Genomic DNA, 19240 nt, shown 5'->3' with positions numbered 1-19240 from the left:
TATTTACCTCCTTGTACAAACCGCCACATATACTTGTCCACTTTTGATAATTCGTTGAATTTCATAATGCGGATAACCAGCCTTGAAATACTGTTCAATCATTTGCTTTAATTCATCCCTGCTCTTTGCTAAGTTCCAAAACTTATTAGGTAATAGCACTTGATATTCAGTTAGACGCATCTACTATTTCCCTACTTTTCGTGATATACTTATAACAACTGTTTTTTCTTAAAGGACCCACTGCCATGGGTCTTTTTATTTTGTTTTACGTCACTCCAAGCCCACTGTTTTATTGGTTCATAAGTAATGTAAAGTAACAATGCGCTGCACGCGATAAACATTGCGAATATAACTAACGATGTTGTATCTTCCACTAAATCACCTCCTTTTGTGTTTCAAGCCAAGCTTCTAAATCCTTTTGTAGGAAAAGTAATTTGCGCCCTTCCCTAATCACTGGAAACTGTGGATGACTTGCTAATTCATACATTCTACAAACAGCGATATTGAGATATTCTGCTGCTTCTTTCACCCTCATTACTTTGTTTGGTTGTGATTGTTGTTGGAACTGCGCTAAAGCAGCTTGTATCTCCTCTCGAACAACTTCGCGGATTGATTCTTTAATGATTTGATCTAATCCCATTTCTTTTTTCTCCTTCCAAAATTATATTAACGATGGATAATCATACTAACCTTGGCCGTCATGCTTTTATGTATGATATCTCTTCATTGAAATCTTTCTGTAAAATGTTGCAATAACTGTTTACTGCAAACGCTGATTTTACGTCTCTCCAAGTTGCTGCGAAAAGTTTCTTTCCACCATCATGAACAACTTAATTCCCTTCCATAAAAACAAACTCATTTACTGGATGTTGCAAAACTTGTAATTGGCTCATTTTTTTCACCCCCTTTAGTTTCACTCAATGAAACTTCATATTCAAATTTTTTTTCCTGTTCATTAAATAGAATGTCGGTTTCTTTACCTAAAACATTTGATATTTTTACAGCTACATCATAATAAACTCTTAGATTATAATTTATAATTTTATAGCAGTAAGACTTTGATATACCAACCATATTAGCTAATTCATGATATTTAAGACCAGAATCTTCAAAAGCTTTTTGAAGTGCCGTTAGTTGTTTTTGATTTTGCATCTGATCACTCCCTTCTGATGCTTACAAACTCATTATAAGTTTCATAACATGAAACTTCAAGTGTTTTTAACAAAAAAATTTCAGAGAAGGAAACTTTTTTTACTCTTTACGTTTCTTGCTAGGAAACTTTATAATGTAATTAACGTAATTTACGATATATCGTAAAAAGGGGAGTATTTAAATATGGAAATGAAGGATAGAATTAAACAAATTCGAATAGATAACAAAATGAATCAAGAACAATTCGGAAAAGAAGTGGATTTAACTAAAGGGACTGGTTCAAAGTTTGAAAATGGAAAAGCATTCCCAAGTCGTGAAACCATAGAAAAGATAGCGAAGAGATTTAATGTACCTGTAAATTATTTGTACGGAGAAAATAAAGATGACGACTCTAGTGATGATAAATATAAAAAATTCAAAGAAATCATGGAATGGCTAGAACCGCTGCCAAAGGATAAAGAAGATATGGCGTTAGAACAAATGTTAGCTATCGCTCAAGCTCTTAGCAGACTCCATAATAAAACAGAAAAATAGCCCTTTAATTAGGAATGGCTATTTTTTTAATTTCTGCTATATATTCTTCTAATTGATCTGGTGCATATTCTTTCACAGTATCTAAAAATAGGATTACAATTTCCTCTTTCGTCATCCTTAATTCTCCCCTTACATCCTGTTTTATATATTAACCGTCTTAAAGTGGAAAGTTTTTGTCGTTTCAGTCAAAATGTTTCCATTCCCTATAAAGTAGAAATGACACTACCAATTTGATAGTGTCATTTCTAATATTATATTAATTACCCGCCTCCTGGGCCTGGATCAATCATATATAAAGTTGTTTTTTGTTCTTTAGCACTTTGCACCTTATCTTTTTCTGTCACCTGAAAAGCTGTGATAGAAAGACAAGCTACAGTAGCAATAGTGAAAACTATTTTCAAAAGCTTATTTTTCAAGCGTTTCACCACCCTTTTTGTATAATTCAATTATAACATTTCAATGCTGTCTTTGGTAGGAATATATAGAAATAATCACCTGATTTAGAAAAACTTTCTATAGACATTTCTAGGTATTTCTTCCCTTCTTCTCCTCCGACCGCAAGCCCCATATAGTACAATTGAAAACTACTAAGATATCCATTTGTATTTTGTAAAGCTTGTAAAATTTTAATCGCTTTTTGATTTTCACCTAGCTTTACATATAAGAATGCTTTTTCAGCATCATCTAGATTTTCTGGGTTAATGGTATGTAAATCTTTTTCATGATATATTCTTAAAAATAATAGTGTATTAAGTACTTTTTCTCTTCTTACTTCTAATTTTTTATTCACTGGAACACCAATTATATTTAATGATTTCTCCATGTACTCTTTAGCATTTTGATAATCAGAGAAAATATAACTTTCTCCAATTTTGCAATATGCTACTGCCTTTGTGCTGACATAGCAATTACTTTGATCATTTATTATTTCAAAACATAATTCACGTGATTCGTCTAAATTATTTTCGTGAAGTGCAACGAAAACTTCCATTTCTTTTATTCTTAATAAAAGAGAATCTCTTAATGTATGACATTTAATTCCCAAGATGTCCGGTAATAATTGCTGAATATGTTCATTGACCATCTTATAATTACCTAAATCAAAAAAAGAGTAAATTGTATTTAAAACAGATATTATTACCAGCTCGTTATCTGAGTATTTTTGATTTTTTCTCATTTTATCAACTTTCTCAAAGAACCTCTTAGGAGTAGTTGTATTTTCACTTCTTTCTCTTAATGTTTTGTATAATGGAACCAAATTTAAATTTATCCTTACAGTTTTTGAATTGCCTTTTTTCTTTTCTTCTTCGCTTTTATTTTTATTAGTTTTAAAACTCATTATTCGTTGAATTACTAGGTCTTGAAGATCATATTCTCCAAACATATCTAACACTTCTAATGCTAATTTCAAATTTTTATGTGATAGTGTAGGTATACACTCTTTGATGCATTCCCTTCTAAAATCAACATTTTTAGGCTTATATAGCTTCAGCGCATCAACCAAGTGCATAAAATCAAATTTACCTTGCTTCTTAAAATAACTATTGACTGTTGTATGCGTTACTTTAAAACGTGTTGCCAATTTACGATTTGTATAACCATTTGATTTTAGACACTCCTGCATGTCATTTAAATCCAATAAAACTTGCACAATCCTTGTCCTCCTTATGGACAAAAAAGACAACGTTACCCTAGATGTCTTATGTTTACAGGAAAACGTGCCATTATATCTAGGTTATGTGTTATAATTATGTTTGAGACTTATGACAAGTGTTTTCCCTAGCGCGTTTAGGGAGGACGGTGTAAGGGTGTTGCGAGCACCACTTGCACAGTCGTAGGTCTTTTTCACGTCCGTTTATTTTATTATTTTCATAATATCACATTTTTTCCAAAATTCAGTCGTGTAGTTATCTGATTCTTATTGAGAAAGTTTTAAAATCGTTATATATCAACGTTTCTCAAGGGAGCCTAACGGCTCTTTTTTCTACAATAAAAAAAGAGCCGTTAAGCTCCACCTATGTACTATATGCCTGTTCCAGGGTCTAAACTTATATCCCATCCACCGCCGCCTGGATCATTTGTGAATTTTCTCATAGTCTTACATCCCCCTTTATCTAATTCTATTAATATTTTACTATTATTGAACATTGGATGACAATCATATCCTATAACTGAATTTGTTTATATATGGTAGAATATATCCATCGCTGATATGTCCAAACATGTAATTTTCATAGCAGCAAAATTACAACTAGACTTATACAACATGATTCAAAACAAAATGAAGGAGTGTTTTAAGTGAAAGGACATATTCGAAAAAGAGGAAATAAATATTGCATCGTTATTGATATCGGTCCGGATCCAGAGACAGGAAAAAGAAGACAGAAGTGGTTTTCTGGATATAAGACAAGAAAAGAAGCACAGGCCGATGTGGCAAAGAAGATTACAGAGTTGAATGAAGGAACTTTTATAGAACCATCTAAAGTTACGTTAAAAGATTATCTAAATCATTGGCTAGAAATTAAAAGTATGAGCATAGAAAAGAGTACCTTTGCTGGCTATAAGGCATTTATCAACCAACATGTTATACCTAGTATAGGAATGGTTACGCTCCATAAATTAAATGTTATACACATTCAAAAATGTTATAAGACTGCGATAGATAAAGGGATTGCAAACAATTCTATTCTACTTATGCATAGAATTTTAAAGAGCGCTTTAAACCTAGCCGTAAAACAAAATATTATTTCTCGAAATCCAGCAGATTTTGCTGAGATACCTAAAAAAGAAAAAACCCCTATCCAGACTTGGACAGAGGAAGAAGTAAAAAAATTTTTAGCTCATTCACAAGAATCACGATATCACATTGGATATCTACTTGCAATAACTACAGGTATGCGTCTGGGAGAAGTTCTAGGTTTACGATGGCAGGACATTGATTTTGAAAAACATACTGTTACAATAAATCAAACATCTGGTCATGACAATAAAATCAAAAAAACTGCAAAAACAAATTCATCAAAACGCACAATTCCTGTACCTAACGAAACAATAGCAGCCTTAAAAAAACATAAAATTTTAATCAATAAAGAGAAATTAAGGTTTGGTTCTGCTTATCTAGATCAAGATTTAATAAATTGTAATGAGTTTGGAAGAATCATAAAAAGAGCACATTTCAGAAAAAGTTTCATTAGGATGACACACAAAGTAGGTATAAAAGAAATTAAATTCCATGATTTAAGACATACACACGCAACTCTACTATTGAAACAAGGAGTTAACCCTAAAATCATCAGTGAGCGATTAGGTCATACAGATATTTCAATGACATTAAGTGTCTATTCTCATGTTTTACCGAATATGCAAGAAGAAGCTGTTAAAAACTTCGGTAAAAGTATCTTTGGATAACTTATGTTTGCAAAATGTTTGCATTTTATAAAAATAAGTCAAACAAACGTTGTTATATCAAGGTTTGTTTGACCCAACATCTTATATTCTTGATAAAATCTCCGAATCCCTATTGAAATATTTAATAATGGAGCGTTCTCACCACCGCGGGTTATGCATTCGAATCGATATACATAGGAGAAAAAATCTTGTGTTTTTTCATCTTTTATCGGCCCTGACATCGCCTCACAAATATTTTGTGATCTAAGAGGGGAAAAATAGATTTCTTCTGCATTTGTATTTTCTAAATATATAGGACGCTCACAAAAAATATGTGAGATTAAAGCGGGCACCCACTTAGAATACGTTTCATTATCATGTAGTACTGGCAAATGAGAAATCAAATCGGATTGCCATTCATATTTTGGTGGTTCTACTAATCTATTTGGTTTCCAATCATGAATAATCTCATACCAACTTTGAAAAATATAATCGAGCTGCTCTGGTCTAATAGGTTCTTTCGATACAATCCATGGTGTATTTTCATTTAATACGTACGGGTTATGCTGAATAAACAATATATCCGAAAACATATCATACAATCTTTCATTCAAACGTTTCAACTTACTCGTTAATAAAAATGTCTTATAATGTATCTCTACGATGTCCAGCCATTCAATAGGAAAGTATATAAATGATACCTTTTCATTTAAAAGGGGTTCTACTATATTTTCAAATGTTAGCAGCCTTAATTTTTTCATAAAATGATTGCTTCCTTTCTTCAGTTGTCTTGATTATCAAAAAGCTAGAACAATAGTTACTTAATCTAATCCATTTAAACCAAGTATTTAAAAAAAACGTAAAAACTGTTTATCTACATAAATTATTATCAAACCGACTCTTTTAAAAATTCAAAGTAATTATCATGTATAACACCTCTATTATATTTGAATTTCAATACATTCGAATTATACATTATACTTAATGCATTGTACTTATCATTTACAATATCTTTACAAAAAAACCAAAAAAGAACACCTTAATTCGGTGCCCTTTTTACAAATATCAACCTTTATGTAATTGAACATATAGATAACAGTAATCCCCCAAATGAAATTGCTCCTAGTAAACCTACTACAACTCCTGTTAAACAAATACAATCAGCAAGACAAATAGAAGACTGCGATAATGGAACAAATGACCTACTTGTACTCGAACCATATTGTTTTATTTTCTCATAATTCACATCTAACATTAGATGTAAACATGTTACACCATCCTCAATAGTATGTAGAGGTTCTTTTTCTAATCGCTCCAATAATTTACTATCAAAAGCAACTGATAGAGGATACTGCTTATCTAATTTCATATTTTGATAAATTAGTTGCAAACGAGATAATATATTGTTTTTCTTCTTTTCAGATGTTACTGTACATTTCATTTTATTAAATTCATTTAATAACAGTGTCAATTCATCTCTTTTTCCGTATAAATCTTTAGCTATTTTTCTCTTTAGTTTATACGAATGGATAATAGATTTTAGTTCAATCATATTCATACACTTCCTAATTACATATTATTTATCCGATTATTGTATAGATAAACAGTACTTTTTAATCTTATTTAAATTACACTCAAGCATCTTCATTTACTATCGATTAACATTACATTAACCTTACAAAGTTGTAATAAATTCATTAGCTAGAAGAAATCAATCCCTAAACCAGACAGATATTTGATGATAAAACCATAAGAAAAAAGCAATGATTAGATTTTAAATCTAGTCATTGCTTTATCCATCACCTGTTAATTACATCTATATATCTTATTGTTACTCTTTCACTTGAATGACTGAATATATCCATTAATAATGGCTATATTCTTTGTCGGCAAGTACATATATAAAACTAATGTTTTTTAATTGATAAAGTGAAGCTTTAATCAGCTCTCACCAATCGGGCTTTTATGGACAGTCCGCCACCTAACTTCTCTTTGCTCTCTCTGAATTTTAAGGAAGATTTTATTGCCCGCAAATAATGGGATAAATGTAATTAATATTCATACGTTACAATAGTACCGGTAGTATCAGTAAAACCATCAAAACAGTTAGAGCAACCACCACAGCCGCCACAACCTCCGCAACTTCCGCAACCAAAACAACCGAAGCAACCAATACAACGGAATCCACCACAACGAAATCCGCCACAACGACCTCCACCACAACCGCCACAACGACCACAACCGCCACAGCGACGAGCAGCATCTTCAATATAGTAATATGGATATTGGTTTTGCTGGTCCCAATAGACAATATTTCCAGATCGGTAATCATTAAGACTTAGCGCTTGTAGTTCTTGTTGAAACTGATTCATTTTCATAACCTCCGTTTATAAAATACAACCTCATCGATGCTTCCCTATGTTTCTGTTCGTTACATCTAAGTAGGAATAGCGCTACAAACTAAGTTCAATACGTACACCAACAAAGTATGACTTATCACTAAATGATGCACCTTGTTCATATACCTATTTTTGCTATGGGCTCATTTTTATAAAGTGAAACTTTAATCAGTGGGGTTTTGTTCATCCCCTACCTAACTTCTTTGCTTCCGCTGAATTTTGAGGTGGGGGGCTTACTGCCTGGCAAATAGCGGGATAAATAAAAATTAAAAAATATGAATTCTATTTCTCCAGCAAAACTCTCTATGAAATTCCTAATAGAAAAAAGACACACTTAGATTGATGCGTCTTTTTGTGATGCCTCTTTTGTGAAATCATATAAAGCAATTGCGCCTAAAAGAACAAGTATACCTTGAGGAACATCTAGCAAAATAGTTTTCCAAATTTCTGGAATTACCCATTTAATATCTGCTGCTGTTTCAAGATATGTTTGGAAATAGCTGATTGTAAAATTAATTATCCCTAAAAATACAAACAACGATAAACCAAATCGAATTAATTTCTTATTTGTAAACATATAACACCTCTCAAAATTCATTGGATATTCCTGCTTTTGCTTCTTTATATTTTCATATCTTTATATCTAATTTTAACACATAAAGAACTCAAAAAAATACGATATGCATATTTGCATATCGTATTAACAACACTCCATGATAATTTAGGAATTCCTGCGAAGAAAAAACAACTCCGTTACAGCTAATAGCTCGGGTTTCTTTTCTTATTTAACTTCATACCCCCAACATTTACGTTCTTTAATTGTAAAATAAATGTGACAGAAGTTTATCCAGTTAATGCGTAGACAAGTAAATGAGCTAAATTATCGATATTCTATTTCGCCATATCCGTAGCACTAATAACTTTACGCAAATTTGACAAGAAAAAATATATAGATAGGTATGATCCAGACCTATCTATAACATTACTTCTATTCTTTATCCAATTACGTCTTTTACGTCTGTATCCACTGGCCACTTTTCTAATGTATAAGCCATTTCCCAAAATGAATATTCATATTGACTGCTAATAATAAAATGCTGTTTCATACGTTTGCGGTCTGCCTCTGTTACTTTTTCAGCGATAGTATCTAAACGTGTAATTTGTTCTTCAACTAGCGTACGGAACCAATCAGATCCATAAGCAGAAATCCATTCGTTATAAATTGGCTCTTCCGGCTGGCACTCTTTTAAGCGTTCGCCAATTTCATAATACAACCAATAGCAAGGTAAAATTGCTGCAATGATATCTCCTAAATGCCCTTCATACGCAGCACGATACATATGTGAAGTATACGCATATGCAGTTGGCGCAGGAATAAAATTATCTTTTTCTTCTTTCGTTATCCCTAGTTTTTTAGCAAAATTCTCATGTAAAGATAACTCTGCTTCATATGTATTTTGAGCATGATGTGCCATACGAGCTGTCGTCTCTAATTCAAGAGCTTTTGCAGCTCCTAAAGTTTGTACTCTAGCAAAATGACTCAAATAATACGAATCTTGAAGCACATAATAACGAAAACTAGCTAAATCTAACGTTCCTTCACCAAGTTTTTTTACAAAAGGATGGTTAAAACTCGCTTCCCAAATTGAATCTACTTCTTTACGTAATGATTGTGAAAAAGTCATTTAAATCCCTCCAATAATGTATAAAATATAAGTATTTATCCACAATTATTAAAGCTGTAAAATAAAAAAACTTTCTTTACAGGCGTAAAGAAAGTGAAATTGACAGTATTTATTTACTCATTAAATAGCAACGTCTTTCCCACTTCCCTACGCTGGCATTAACCAGATCAGGTACTAAGAGTCTCAAAATCACATTTGATCTCAGCCTATAAAAGGCCCCCCTAGTGGATGAATATTTTGTTTTTATAATGTATTCATCATAGCATACTTCGTGAAACTGTCAAAAGAATTCGTTATATAATCTCCTTAAAACCCTTCTTCATTTCTAACTTTTAATGATGTTTCAATAATCATATCTAATAGTTTGCTATAACTAATCCCCGCTGCTTCTGCACTTTTTGGCAATAAACTTGATTGTGTCATCCCTGGTAATGTATTAATTTCCATTACATATGGGATTCCGTCCTTCACCATCATATCAACTCTTGCATAAACACTACATTTTAATGCTTTATAACAAGTCAGTGAAGCTTTATTTACACGTTCCTTAATTTGTGCTGGAAGTTCGATAACTTCCTCAACCGTACTAGTATCATCATATTTTGCATTGTAATCAAAGAACTCGGCTGCATGTCGAATTGAAACTATAGGTAACTGTTTTCCATCCAGAATAGAACATGTAATTTCATCACCTTTTATATACTTCTCAATTACTACTTCAGAATCCCATTCGAATACAGTTTCTAGCATTGAGATCAGTTCATTTTTATTGTAAACGATTTTCACCCCGACACTCGATCCGCCAGAGTTTGGTTTTACCACTAATGGAAATCCTAACTTATCTAACTCATCAAGATTTAGATCCTCCATTTTTGTAAGTTCAATCCAATCTGGTGTTTCTACACCTTCATAACGTAAAATCTTTTTCGAAATATTTTTATCCATACATATACTGCTAGATAACATATTACTTCCGCTATAAGGAATCCCTAAACTCTCCAGTGTTCCTTGAACTGTCCCATCTTCTCCGTATTTTCCGTGTAATGCGAGCAATGCAAAGTCAATGTCTTTCGCTTTTTCAATTAAATCCATTTTTTCGTTTAATGTAATTGGAACTATTTCATACTTATTTTTATCTAAATGAGCAATCATTTCATTCCCCGTCATAATTGAAACTTGTTTTTCAGACGCATACCCCGCCCATAATAACACCGATTTTCATTTTCTCAACTCCAAATTTCATTTTTTAATGTATCACCAATTATTTTAATTCCACGAACTATTTCTTCTTCTTTCAAGCGCGAAAACCCTAATCGGAAAGTGTTTGCTCCTTCTCCATCAGAGTAAAAAACATCTCCAGGTGAAAACGTAACGCCTTTCTCATAACACTTTTGTAAAAGTGTGCGGGCATTCATATGCTCTTCTAGCTCTATAAATAAATGCAGCCCACCATCTCCAGTCATTCTTTTAAAAGGAATGTACTGGTTACATGCCCCGACAGCTAACTCATATTTTTTCTTATAAACAGATCTTGCCTTTTTTAAATATTTTTCAAAATATCCCTCATGTAAATATTGAAACAGAACAGCTTGATCTAGCGTAGATGTGTGAATCGTTCTTGCTCTTTTTACGCTTTCTAAATAATGAATCAGCTCTTTATCTGCAATAATCCAGCCTACACGTAAACCAGGGAAAAGTACCTTTGAAAAGCTACTAATATAAATCACATTATTGCCAGCTCCCGCAAAAGTTAATAATGGAGCTAAATGTGAACCTGAATAACGTAATTCTTCATTAAATCCGTCCTCTATAATAGGAACGTTGTATTTTGAGAATAACCTCATCAATTCCGTTCTTTTCTCTGAACTCGTAACAATACCGGTTGGATTATGATAAGAAGGAATTAAATAAGCAAACTCAAAATCTTTTTCACGCAAACTTTTTTCAACTGCATTCGTATCAATACCATCCTCATGCATATCAATCCCATGAACTTCAAGTCCATGTAAACGGAAAAGCTTAAGTGCAGCATGGTGAGTTGGATTCTCACAAATGACACGACCGGATTTTTTTGATAAAGAAGAGAGTACAATATCCAATCCTTCTGTAAATCCATTTGTAATTAGAATATCTTTATTCGAAATGTCTACACCTTTCATTTCCATGTAATGAAGTAAATAATTCATTAACGGTCTATATCCCTTTGCATATCCGTAGTTCAATACGATGTCCCCTTCAATGGACATACGAGTAAGAAAAGCTCTTTTGAAATTTTCAACATCAAATAGCTTCTCATCCGGGGCTATACTATTAAAAACAATCATTCCCTTTTCCCAACGAACACCATGTTTCATTAAATCTAATTCGTCCGCTAATGCGGTCACTGTATTAAGTTTATTTTTCCAATCTATTTTAACAGACGAAGTGTTAGATATATCCACCTTGGCAACAAAGTTCCCTTTTCCTTTAACTGCATAAATGAGTCCTTCTTGCTCTAAATCTGCATAAGCAGCGAGTACAGTGTTTCTACTCACACTTAGTAATTCACTTAGTTCCCTTGTTGATGGGATTTTTTGATCCCCGAGCAAATGCCCTTTCATAATCATTTTCTTCAAATAATCTTTCAATTGAATATAAACGGGACGTTCTTTAACAACTTTAAAATCCTTAAACAATTTCTTACCCCCTGCAATCATTTTTGCATATTTATTTCATTCTCAAAAGGTCCACGGCATATGTATTTTTTATAAAGGGCGGTACGGTCTTACAAATCTTTTCGATATAAGTTTATTACATCTTTTAAAGCTGCAGCTGCAGCGCCTCTTGGATTAGAAGCCCCACCAATTGTAGTAACTTGTCCCATCGTATCTGTAAAGAACGTAATTCCTTTTTCGGTTCCATTTACTTTTGCTAATGGATGATCTTTTTCTATTTGGCACGGTTCAACATTTAAATTCACATTGCCTCCCTCATCCTTATATATTGATGCTATTAATTTAATAATTTTATGTTGTTCCTTAGCATTTCGAATTTGCTGTTTTGTAACGTGCTCGATTCCTTTTATATGTATATCAGTAAGTGTTTTCTCTGTTTCCATTAAGCTGTTTGTCAAAAGTAACAATTTACACGCACTATCTGAACCACTTATATCTAATATAGGGTTTGTCTCAGCAATTCCTTTATTTTGTGCTTCTTTCAATGCTTCTTCAAACGTCATATCTTCCTCATACATTTTCGTAAGAATATAATTAGTTGTTCCATTTAATATTCCTTCTATTTTTTCAATACTGCAACCGGCTAAACTAAATTGTCCGATATCTAGTGTCGGTAGTGCAGCGGCTGTTGCACCGCTATATCGAATTCGTATATTTGCGCCTTTTGCTGCTTCATTTATTTCTCTCCAATTTGTAACGAGCGCACCTTTAGAAATTGCTACTATATCCATCTGTTTTTCAATCGCTTGTTTCATATATTGTTTCCCTGGATTTCCATCTTTAAGATTTGTAACTGTTGATTCTACCAATACAGTACCACTTATGCTAGTTGTTGCACGTTCCTTCGGATGATACTCTAAATATTTTTCAATTGCAGCGGTACCGCCACCATACATCAATAAATGATGAAGAGATAAGCCTTCTTCATTATGTATTGCGATATTTCTCCCTAATACGCCGCTTACAACTAATTGAATCCCATATGTTTCATATATATATGAATATTTTTCATTTAATAATTTTATAAACTCTCTACCTACTGTTCCGTATCCCGATAATACAACTTGAATTTTCATAATATCCCCCCATATTTTTCTACCAAATCCCTCTTTCAATATAATATAAAGCGCTCTCGAATTCCATCGAGAGCGCTTTATTATTACCTATTTCGGTAAACGTGATAGCTTTTCAGCAATTGTTCTATAAAACTCTTGAATGCTAGAAAAACCTAACGAGTCTGAAACACTTAACCCTACCATGTCGAGATGGTCCCAATTCGCTTTCGTTTCGATATGATTCCATTTTCCAATCTGTAATGACTCATTATTATTTACAGTAACATTAGAAGATGGTGCAATCATAGAATTTGTATTTACTACACCATCATTTTGCCACCAAGAAGTATCAACTAGCGGACGGTTTTCTTCATATCTCGCATAAGAACCTAAGAAAAATGCATTTCCCATTAACACTTTATTCATCGTTATATGAGGCAAATGTAAACCTGTTATAGGTGCTGCTTGTGATGCATGTCCACTATATGATAAATAATACACATCTGGTTGCGTCTTTACCCAATTATTTAACTCCTTTGCACCATCTGTACTTAAATCCCATTGACTTATATCTTTTGTATTTTTCCAAAGTGAACTATTTAGAATACGATTACTATATTGGAAAAAGGACTCTCCAGCATTCTTCTTTATACCCCATTGATCCAATTTAAAATCATATAATGATAAATTATTGTTTCCCCCAAAGCTTGCAGTTGTAATGAGTAAATCTTTAACGAACGGCAGTAGAAGACTACCATCCGCAAGTGTTGTACCGTTGTGAGGGGTTGCTAATGTTGTAACACTATGAACATATGATTTTCCGCCTTCAAATAGTGGTGATATTTTGGTGTCTGGGTGATTTTTCACATAATTCTTTTCTTCAAAACTACCTTCTTTTAATAGCTGTACTAATGTTCTAATCGTTTGTCCACCCATGCTATGTCCAACTAAATGAACTTTATTTGTTTCACTCCAATTCGGCGCAAAACCACTATAAGTTCTGCCAAAACGATTATGTCCATGTTTCTCAGCATGGACTGCACCATAGTCTACTGTCCCACCGCTAATTTGTGCATACAATTCACATGCACGATCCCAGTACTTAAAAAACAGGTCCAACAGTTGCGGTATGTACCGTATAACCATTTCGTTTCAAATCTTCCTGTGTATCATGAACACCACCCCAATATTTTACGCCAAGCATTTTTTTTTTCCCCCATCCAGCAAATCCATTCACCAATATGATAGGATAATTATTTTGTTGCCTCTCTTCAGCGTATGATATTTTCGCTGCGAATGAACATACGGTCACTAATGCAAAAAAACATATTTTTAAAAATAACTTCTCCATACTTTCTCCCCCCTAATAAAACGTTTACATTTTTCTTTTTAACTAATTAACAGAATAATTTAACAACTTAAACATAATGTAAAGTATTTTATATACTTTGTATATATAGAAAACATATACAAATGTTGATAAATATTAATTCAAGTAAATATTTACTTTTTACAATATAACTTGTAAATCTATTTATTTAGATTTATAATTAGATATAGTTTCCTCATGTTAAAAAGATTTAAAAACCATAAGAAAACTAATCTCATTGCTTGAAAAGGAGGAAAAATCATGCAAATCGGATCAAATATTCATACATTGTCTCAACCTACTAAAATAACTCCATCTCATCTTGAGCATAATACTATCTCTTCTACTAAACTTGAAAGTAAGAAAATAAATGATCCTATCAAGTTTGATATTCGTTTATCTGAAAAAGAAATGAAACAGCCTGAGCATAAATTTAATGAATTAGATTTATGGAAGATGCTAAAAGATAAAGGTGTTCCTTTATGGATTATACTTGAAATGCTACAAAAGGCTCGTAAAGAAAAAGAAGCCCAAAATAATTCAGTTCAAAATTCAAATGGGATTGAGGAAACGAGTGAGACTCGATTAAATGAAGTAATGTAAGTTATTTAAACGGTATTAAAAAGAGCTCGAGGTTGATAAAGTATCCATCAACCTCGAGCTCTTTTTTAAGATTTTTCTCCAATCGTTACAAACTGAATTGATACCTCATCTCTATAACCTTCAATTAACTTTCTTACTTTTACTTTTTCATTAATCAACGTATTATCTGTCGATATTTTAGGGTTTTCATCACCTAATGACTTTTTAAAGTGTAGAAGTTGCATATTCGTTTCATTTGCTTTTATTTCTTTATACACACTATTTTTCGCCACAACGATATACCATAGTGCTCCATAGTCACGTTTATTGCCAAGCCAAGCATCACTACCATATGTAACAGGTATCTTGTTTCCTTCTATTTCAATACTTTTTATATTCTTTTCTTCTTCATTTATAAATAATAGGGAACTTTCTTTTGGAAAATTCGGCAACGTATCTAACGTTTTAGAAAGGGATGCTTGATCACGTTTACGAAAAAGCTTTGCATTCATCATCGCTTGTGCAGTAGATTCATTTATTATCAGAACCCTTTTTTGGTCAAATCTACCTGTTTTCACTGCAAAAGCTTCCTGTTCTTTCGTGTTTTCCTTATAACGATTCATAATTGCTCCAGTATGATTCTCATCTCCAATGATTAACACACCGTTAGCTGGAAATCTGTTTTCGTTTTTAGAACATGCACTTACACTTAATAACAATAATATACTTAATATGAAAATAGATAATTGTTTTTTCATCACAGTTCCTTCCATAACTTCAAATTGTTTTTTTACATGCTTTTCTGCAATCTTACTTGCTGATTTTCTCTATTGTTCCATTGTCTTATGAAGCTTTTGTAAATAACGCCAACGAGTTATAAAGAAATATAAAACTTGTATACATATAAATGAAATTAAAATGACGATAGAGCTATTTAGAATAGAAAAATCGACTAATTGTTGTAATGCCATATAAGCGACTACAGTATGTATTACTGCAACGACAATTGGTAAGAAAAACATTAATAATAACTGTCTCGTTACAACTTTCTTTAGCTCCCGTTTACTTAACCCCATTTTCGAAATCATTTTATACTGCTGTTGATCACGATTCAAATCAGTATATAATCGGAAATAAATAAAACTAGCAGCAAATGTGAAGAAAACGATTCCGACTAAAACACTAGCCATAAGTAATAACCCATTCGTTTGTTTTGCACTTAACAACTCTATTGTTAGTGCTCTAAATTCAAAATGTATATCTCTAGGTTCTTGATCAAATATATTATTTAATTGGTTTGAAACCTCTTTCGTTTTTATCCAATCATCTACAACAAATCCGTAAGTACGATATTGAATAATATCTTCATTATCTGGACCACTATTCAGTGGAATTCCATCATATACATGATCTTGAATAGCAATATATATCCCTTTCGTATCATGTGGCAAAACTAAATTATCGACAGTTTTTTTCACATGAAATGTCTTTGTCCAATCGCCTTGAATGACTTCAATATTCTTCTTATAATCACCATTTTTAAATTCTTGTTTTTGTGATACCATTCCAGGAATTAATAACATTTCATCTTCTTTTTCAATCGTTTCTTGTTGATACCCTAGTGCTCTCGCAAGTTCGTTATATTCACTTAATTTCATTACATATACATTACTTTCTGTATATATATATGAAGATGAAGCCATTCGATACGGAATATTAGCATCAGCCAGATGGTTTTTTATAATAGAGAGATGTTTATCCGCTATTTTGTTGTTTTCAGGAGCCATGTATAGTAATGTATACGGATTCGTCATCCTTACTAAATCTTTATTTCCAAGAGCAGCTGTCGTGCCAATTGCTGTAAAAGCAACTGCTGATATAATAGATACTATAAAAAACATTGTTGCATTATCTTTCATACGATAAATTAATTCTGAAAATGTTAGTATATTTGTTCTCTTTAAAAAGAAAGTTTCTCTCCTTTTAGCAAGGTGCAATATATAAACACTACACTGTGTATATAAAAAATACGTTCCTATAATTACTAGGAGCACACCTATTCCAAGCGTAATAAAATTAGTACTTGGTATGAAGCGAAATACTGAAAAATATCCATATCCTATACTAATTAAAGAAAGTAGCGATAATAAAACTGAAGATTTCGGTTCAGGTTTTGGCTTTTCCTCTGCTCGAATAAGTTCCACAAGTTCCGTTACTTTTATCATTTTAAATGTAAATAATGAAACAATTAAAAACAAGAAAAGAAATGTGATAACTGTTAATAATACAGCCCGCACTGGTATATAAAAAGGTAAACCATTATTAATCATTAATACACTTGCACTTATCAATAAGACTAGTTTAGAAAATATGAGTCCAATGAAAATCCCTATACAAATTGAACCAAGTCCAATCAACATATTTTCAATTAATAATAATTTCTTAAGCTGTCTCATTGACATACCTTGCATCATTAAAACGCCAAATTCTTTCTTACGCGTCTTTAAAAACGAACTAACTGAATATAAAATGAAGAAAAATGAAAATACAAAAATCAATCCTTGCGAAACTGAAAATCCCAATGTACCAAATGCACTTATTGTTGCACTTGTCGATTTCAACTCACCTTGTAAATCAGGATGAAATAATAAAAGAGCATACGTAAAGAAAATCATAATAGAAAATGCACTACTTAAAAAATGGGCAGCATATGTACGCTTATTACGAAAAATATTATTAAATGCGAACTGACGAAAAGTCATGCCTTTTCCCTCCTAACAAAGAAAGAACATCCATAATCTTTTGATAAAAGGCTTGTCTGCTTTCACCACAATAAATTTCGTTATATAGTTGACCATCTTTAATAAATACTACTCTACTGCAAAAACTCGCAGCATACGGATCATGTGTAACTAACATCATCGTTGCTTTTTCTTCTTTATTAAGAGTATCAAGCATCTCCATTACATCATTTGAAGATTTAGAGTCCAAGTTCCCTGTTGGTTCATCTGCAAGTAATAATTGCGGCTTATGAACGATCGCACGAGCGATTGCTGTTCTTTGAGCTTGTCCCCCTGATATTTCAAATGTTCTTTTACTCAATATATCAGTAATGTTTAACTTCTCTGCAATCTCTTCCACTCGTTTATTCATTTCTCGGACGGAAACACCATCTAAAGTCATCGGCAATACGATGTTTTCTTTTACAGTAAGTGTGCTAAGAAGATTAAATGATTGAAAAACAAATCCTAATTGTTTTCTGCGGAATAACGCTAAATCTTCTGATGATAATTGGAAAGGATTTGTACCATTTATTAAAATTTCTCCCGATGATGGAGAATCAATAGTAGATACCATATTTAATAACGTTGTTTTTCCACTACCAGATGGCCCCATAATCCCTACAAATTCACCTTCTTGAATTGATAAATCAATATCAACTAATGCTTTATAAGGTATTTTCCCTTTATATACTTTACTAATACTTTTTGCATGTAAAATTTCCATGTATATTCTCCCTTCATTTGCACGTCTCATAACAGAGTGTAAATGAATTGTCTTACAGCTCATATTGATTCGTCTTTCATTTATCTTACACGCTTGTAAGTTTTCTAAAAAAACTGATAATAAAACTATTTTCAAACTAAAATTAGCGCATAACTATCTTATAATAATTGTATAGTAGTAGGAAATACAATGTATAATAAATCTTTATTATATAAATGAGTAAAAGACCGATTGCTATCGGTCTTTTACTACCCAACGTTATATTTTTATCCACTCAGATTTTCTCAATATATAATGATTATATATTTGATTTTCTATCCTCTGTTGGCTCTTATAAATAAACCCGCATTTTTCAATAACTTTATTTGATGCTACATTGTTAATTAAAGCAATTGCGTTAAGGACATTTAAATTTGTTTCTTTAAACAAAAAGTCAATTAAACCTTTAGTCGCTTTTGTAGCATAGCCATGATTTTGATGTTCATTTGAGATAGCATACATTATCTCTCTGTTTGGTGAAGAGAGTTCTTCTTTCATACCTGTGCAGCACCATCCAATAAATTCATTTGTGGTTTTCTTAAATATTCCTAGTCTTAATATGTGATCATCTATGTTAGTCGTAGTTCTCACTGCATGAAGAAACGCTTTATTTTCTGGTATTTCATAATTTACAACCCAATTAACCCTTTGTTCTTTCATCGATTTCCAGTCCGGTAAAAATTTTTCTATTTCCGGTTGATTGGATATGTTATAAATACTCTCTGCATCTTTGACCGTAAACTCTTGTAGGTATATATCTCCACAATCTATTTTAAATAACTTAGTGAATCTCTCTTCATCCATGTTAATCCCCCTT

20 protein-coding genes, 3 pseudogenes and 1 riboswitch are annotated in these 19240 nt (G+C 32.2%); of the genes and pseudogenes, 3 read left to right on the top strand and 20 right to left on the bottom strand.

Translation table 11 applies throughout. The features are described 5' to 3' along the window. Nucleotides 1-3: 3 nt before the first annotated feature. The 5 genes and pseudogenes from BC_RS27675 to BC_RS12815 form a co-directional block, all read right to left on the bottom strand. Nucleotides 4-180 carry a hypothetical protein gene (locus BC_RS27675; protein ID WP_001241130.1) on the bottom strand — a complete coding sequence of 59 codons (177 nt, stop codon included), beginning with the start codon at nucleotides 178-180 and terminating at the stop codon, nucleotides 4-6. A gap of 29 nt (nucleotides 181-209) precedes the next feature. Further along, nucleotides 210-374, bottom strand: coding sequence for a hypothetical protein (locus BC_RS27670; protein ID WP_000390298.1), 165 nt, complete (start codon nucleotides 372-374; stop codon nucleotides 210-212). Then, complete coding sequence (locus BC_RS12825) at nucleotides 374-640, bottom strand: helix-turn-helix domain-containing protein (protein ID WP_000522024.1); 267 nt, start codon at nucleotides 638-640, stop codon at nucleotides 374-376. Before BC_RS12825 ends, BC_RS27670 begins: the two co-directional genes overlap by 1 nt. Nucleotides 641-698: 58 nt before the next feature. Then, nucleotides 699-800, bottom strand: a pseudogene (locus BC_RS28200) (ORF6C domain-containing protein); the annotation flags it as partial. 55 nt (nucleotides 801-855) lie between these two features. Then, nucleotides 856-1152: a helix-turn-helix domain-containing protein gene (locus BC_RS12815; protein ID WP_001180928.1), complete on the bottom strand. Its 297-nt coding sequence runs from the start codon at nucleotides 1150-1152 to the stop codon at nucleotides 856-858. 183 nt (nucleotides 1153-1335) lie between these two features. Here BC_RS12815 and BC_RS12810 point away from each other — a divergent pair, with 183 nt between their 5' ends. Next, entirely contained in the window at nucleotides 1336-1686 is a 351-nt protein-coding gene (locus BC_RS12810; RefSeq protein WP_000425254.1) for a helix-turn-helix transcriptional regulator, read from the top strand. 260 nt (nucleotides 1687-1946) lie between these two features. On the opposite strand, the gene BC_RS12805 is transcribed toward BC_RS12810, so the two are convergent. Both BC_RS12805 and BC_RS12800 read right to left on the bottom strand, forming a co-directional pair. After that, nucleotides 1947-2102 (bottom strand): hypothetical protein, encoded by a 156-nt coding sequence (locus BC_RS12805; RefSeq protein ID WP_000791664.1) that lies wholly within the window; start codon nucleotides 2100-2102, stop codon nucleotides 1947-1949. A 26-nt stretch (nucleotides 2103-2128) separates the two neighbouring features. Continuing rightward, a complete protein-coding gene (locus BC_RS12800; protein WP_001197707.1) occupies nucleotides 2129-3337 on the bottom strand; it encodes an AimR family lysis-lysogeny pheromone receptor in 1209 nt (402 codons plus the stop codon). A 647-nt stretch (nucleotides 3338-3984) separates the two neighbouring features. On the opposite strand from BC_RS12800, the gene BC_RS12795 reads away from it, so the two are divergent. Next, entirely contained in the window at nucleotides 3985-5094 is a 1110-nt protein-coding gene (locus BC_RS12795; RefSeq protein ID WP_000675870.1) for a tyrosine-type recombinase/integrase, read from the top strand. 38 nt (nucleotides 5095-5132) lie between these two features. On the opposite strand, the gene BC_RS12790 is transcribed toward BC_RS12795, so the two are convergent. The 9 genes and pseudogenes from BC_RS12790 to BC_RS12750 all read right to left on the bottom strand — a co-directional run bounded on the left by BC_RS12790 (nucleotide 5133) and on the right by BC_RS12750 (nucleotide 14277). Then, a complete protein-coding gene (locus BC_RS12790; protein ID WP_000736202.1) occupies nucleotides 5133-5834 on the bottom strand; it encodes a pPIWI_RE module domain-containing protein in 702 nt (233 codons plus the stop codon). Nucleotides 5835-6145: 311 nt separating this feature from the next. Beyond that, nucleotides 6146-6631, bottom strand: a complete 486-nt coding sequence (locus BC_RS12785; protein WP_002041181.1) for a hypothetical protein — start codon at nucleotides 6629-6631, stop codon at nucleotides 6146-6148. Nucleotides 6632-7124: 493 nt separating this feature from the next. Then, nucleotides 7125-7445: a heterocycloanthracin/sonorensin family bacteriocin gene (locus BC_RS12780; protein ID WP_001071366.1), complete on the bottom strand. Its 321-nt coding sequence runs from the start codon at nucleotides 7443-7445 to the stop codon at nucleotides 7125-7127. A gap of 361 nt (nucleotides 7446-7806) precedes the next feature. Next, nucleotides 7807-8070 (bottom strand): DUF3937 domain-containing protein, encoded by a 264-nt coding sequence (locus tag BC_RS12775; RefSeq protein ID WP_002082716.1) that lies wholly within the window; start codon nucleotides 8068-8070, stop codon nucleotides 7807-7809. A 397-nt stretch (nucleotides 8071-8467) separates the two neighbouring features. Next, entirely contained in the window at nucleotides 8468-9157 is a 690-nt protein-coding gene (tenA, locus tag BC_RS12770) for a thiaminase II (protein ID WP_000144509.1), read from the bottom strand. 127 nt (nucleotides 9158-9284) lie between these two features. Further along, a riboswitch (TPP riboswitch) is annotated at nucleotides 9285-9390 on the bottom strand. Between the two features lie 73 nt (nucleotides 9391-9463). Continuing rightward, nucleotides 9464-10379, bottom strand: a pseudogene (locus BC_RS12765) (D-alanine--D-alanine ligase). A gap of 4 nt (nucleotides 10380-10383) precedes the next feature. Beyond that, the gene (locus tag BC_RS12760; protein WP_000471646.1) at nucleotides 10384-11832 is read right to left on the bottom strand and encodes a PLP-dependent aminotransferase family protein; all 1449 of its coding nucleotides are present in this window, start codon (nucleotides 11830-11832) and stop codon (nucleotides 10384-10386) included. An 89-nt stretch (nucleotides 11833-11921) separates the two neighbouring features. Continuing rightward, nucleotides 11922-12947, bottom strand: coding sequence for a homoserine dehydrogenase (locus tag BC_RS12755; RefSeq protein ID WP_000701770.1), 1026 nt, complete (start codon nucleotides 12945-12947; stop codon nucleotides 11922-11924). A gap of 87 nt (nucleotides 12948-13034) precedes the next feature. Then, nucleotides 13035-14277: pseudogene (locus tag BC_RS12750) on the bottom strand (esterase/lipase family protein). Between the two features lie 279 nt (nucleotides 14278-14556). Between BC_RS12750 and BC_RS12745 the strand changes: the two are divergent. Continuing rightward, nucleotides 14557-14898 (top strand): DUF3914 domain-containing protein, encoded by a 342-nt coding sequence (locus BC_RS12745; protein ID WP_001165491.1) that lies wholly within the window; start codon nucleotides 14557-14559, stop codon nucleotides 14896-14898. Between the two features lie 65 nt (nucleotides 14899-14963). On the opposite strand, the gene BC_RS12740 is transcribed toward BC_RS12745, so the two are convergent. From BC_RS12740 to BC_RS12725, 4 genes are all read right to left on the bottom strand, one after another. Further along, on the bottom strand, nucleotides 14964-15635 hold the full coding sequence (locus BC_RS12740) for a lipoprotein BA_5634 family protein (RefSeq protein ID WP_000744466.1): 672 nt from the start codon (nucleotides 15633-15635) through the stop codon (nucleotides 14964-14966). Nucleotides 15636-15704: 69 nt separating this feature from the next. After that, a complete protein-coding gene (locus BC_RS12735; RefSeq protein ID WP_000144161.1) occupies nucleotides 15705-17639 on the bottom strand; it encodes an ABC transporter permease in 1935 nt (644 codons plus the stop codon). After that, nucleotides 17614-18384: an ABC transporter ATP-binding protein gene (locus BC_RS12730; RefSeq protein ID WP_000404266.1), complete on the bottom strand. Its 771-nt coding sequence runs from the start codon at nucleotides 18382-18384 to the stop codon at nucleotides 17614-17616. Before BC_RS12730 ends, BC_RS12735 begins: the two co-directional genes overlap by 26 nt. A gap of 258 nt (nucleotides 18385-18642) precedes the next feature. Beyond that, entirely contained in the window at nucleotides 18643-19227 is a 585-nt protein-coding gene (locus BC_RS12725; protein ID WP_000343078.1) for a GNAT family N-acetyltransferase, read from the bottom strand. Between the last annotated feature and the right edge of the window lie 13 nt (nucleotides 19228-19240).

It is taken from the genome of Bacillus cereus ATCC 14579 (assembly GCF_000007825.1).
Lineage (GTDB): Bacteria > Bacillota > Bacilli > Bacillales > Bacillaceae_G > Bacillus_A > Bacillus_A cereus.
The sequence above is the reverse complement of the archived record's forward strand: the minus strand, read 5'-3'. Positions and strand labels throughout refer to the sequence as shown.

What these genes read in the sequence shown, in the direction of transcription:
- BC_RS27675 (WP_001241130.1), bottom strand. Translation starts at nt 180, where the DNA reads ATGCGTCTAACTGAATATCAAGTGCTATTACCTAATAAGTTTTGGAAC.
- BC_RS12825 (WP_000522024.1), bottom strand. Translation starts at nt 640, where the DNA reads ATGGGATTAGATCAAATCATTAAAGAATCAATCCGCGAAGTTGTTCGA.
- BC_RS12815 (WP_001180928.1), bottom strand. Translation starts at nt 1,152, where the DNA reads ATGCAAAATCAAAAACAACTAACGGCACTTCAAAAAGCTTTTGAAGAT.
- BC_RS12810 (WP_000425254.1), top strand. Translation starts at nt 1,336, where the DNA reads ATGGAAATGAAGGATAGAATTAAACAAATTCGAATAGATAACAAAATG.
- BC_RS12790 (WP_000736202.1), bottom strand. Translation starts at nt 5,834, where the DNA reads ATGAAAAAATTAAGGCTGCTAACATTTGAAAATATAGTAGAACCCCTT.
- BC_RS12785 (WP_002041181.1), bottom strand. Translation starts at nt 6,631, where the DNA reads ATGAATATGATTGAACTAAAATCTATTATCCATTCGTATAAACTAAAG.
- BC_RS12780 (WP_001071366.1), bottom strand. Translation starts at nt 7,445, where the DNA reads ATGAATCAGTTTCAACAAGAACTACAAGCGCTAAGTCTTAATGATTAC.
- BC_RS12775 (WP_002082716.1), bottom strand. Translation starts at nt 8,070, where the DNA reads ATGAATTTTGAGAGGTGTTATATGTTTACAAATAAGAAATTAATTCGA.
- tenA (WP_000144509.1), bottom strand. Translation starts at nt 9,157, where the DNA reads ATGACTTTTTCACAATCATTACGTAAAGAAGTAGATTCAATTTGGGAA.
- BC_RS12755 (WP_000701770.1), bottom strand. Translation starts at nt 12,947, where the DNA reads ATGAAAATTCAAGTTGTATTATCGGGATACGGAACAGTAGGTAGAGAG.
- BC_RS12745 (WP_001165491.1), top strand. Translation starts at nt 14,557, where the DNA reads ATGCAAATCGGATCAAATATTCATACATTGTCTCAACCTACTAAAATA.
- BC_RS12740 (WP_000744466.1), bottom strand. Translation starts at nt 15,635, where the DNA reads ATGAAAAAACAATTATCTATTTTCATATTAAGTATATTATTGTTATTA.
- BC_RS12735 (WP_000144161.1), bottom strand. Translation starts at nt 17,639, where the DNA reads ATGACTTTTCGTCAGTTCGCATTTAATAATATTTTTCGTAATAAGCGT.
- BC_RS12730 (WP_000404266.1), bottom strand. Translation starts at nt 18,384, where the DNA reads ATGGAAATTTTACATGCAAAAAGTATTAGTAAAGTATATAAAGGGAAA.
- BC_RS12725 (WP_000343078.1), bottom strand. Translation starts at nt 19,227, where the DNA reads ATGGATGAAGAGAGATTCACTAAGTTATTTAAAATAGATTGTGGAGAT.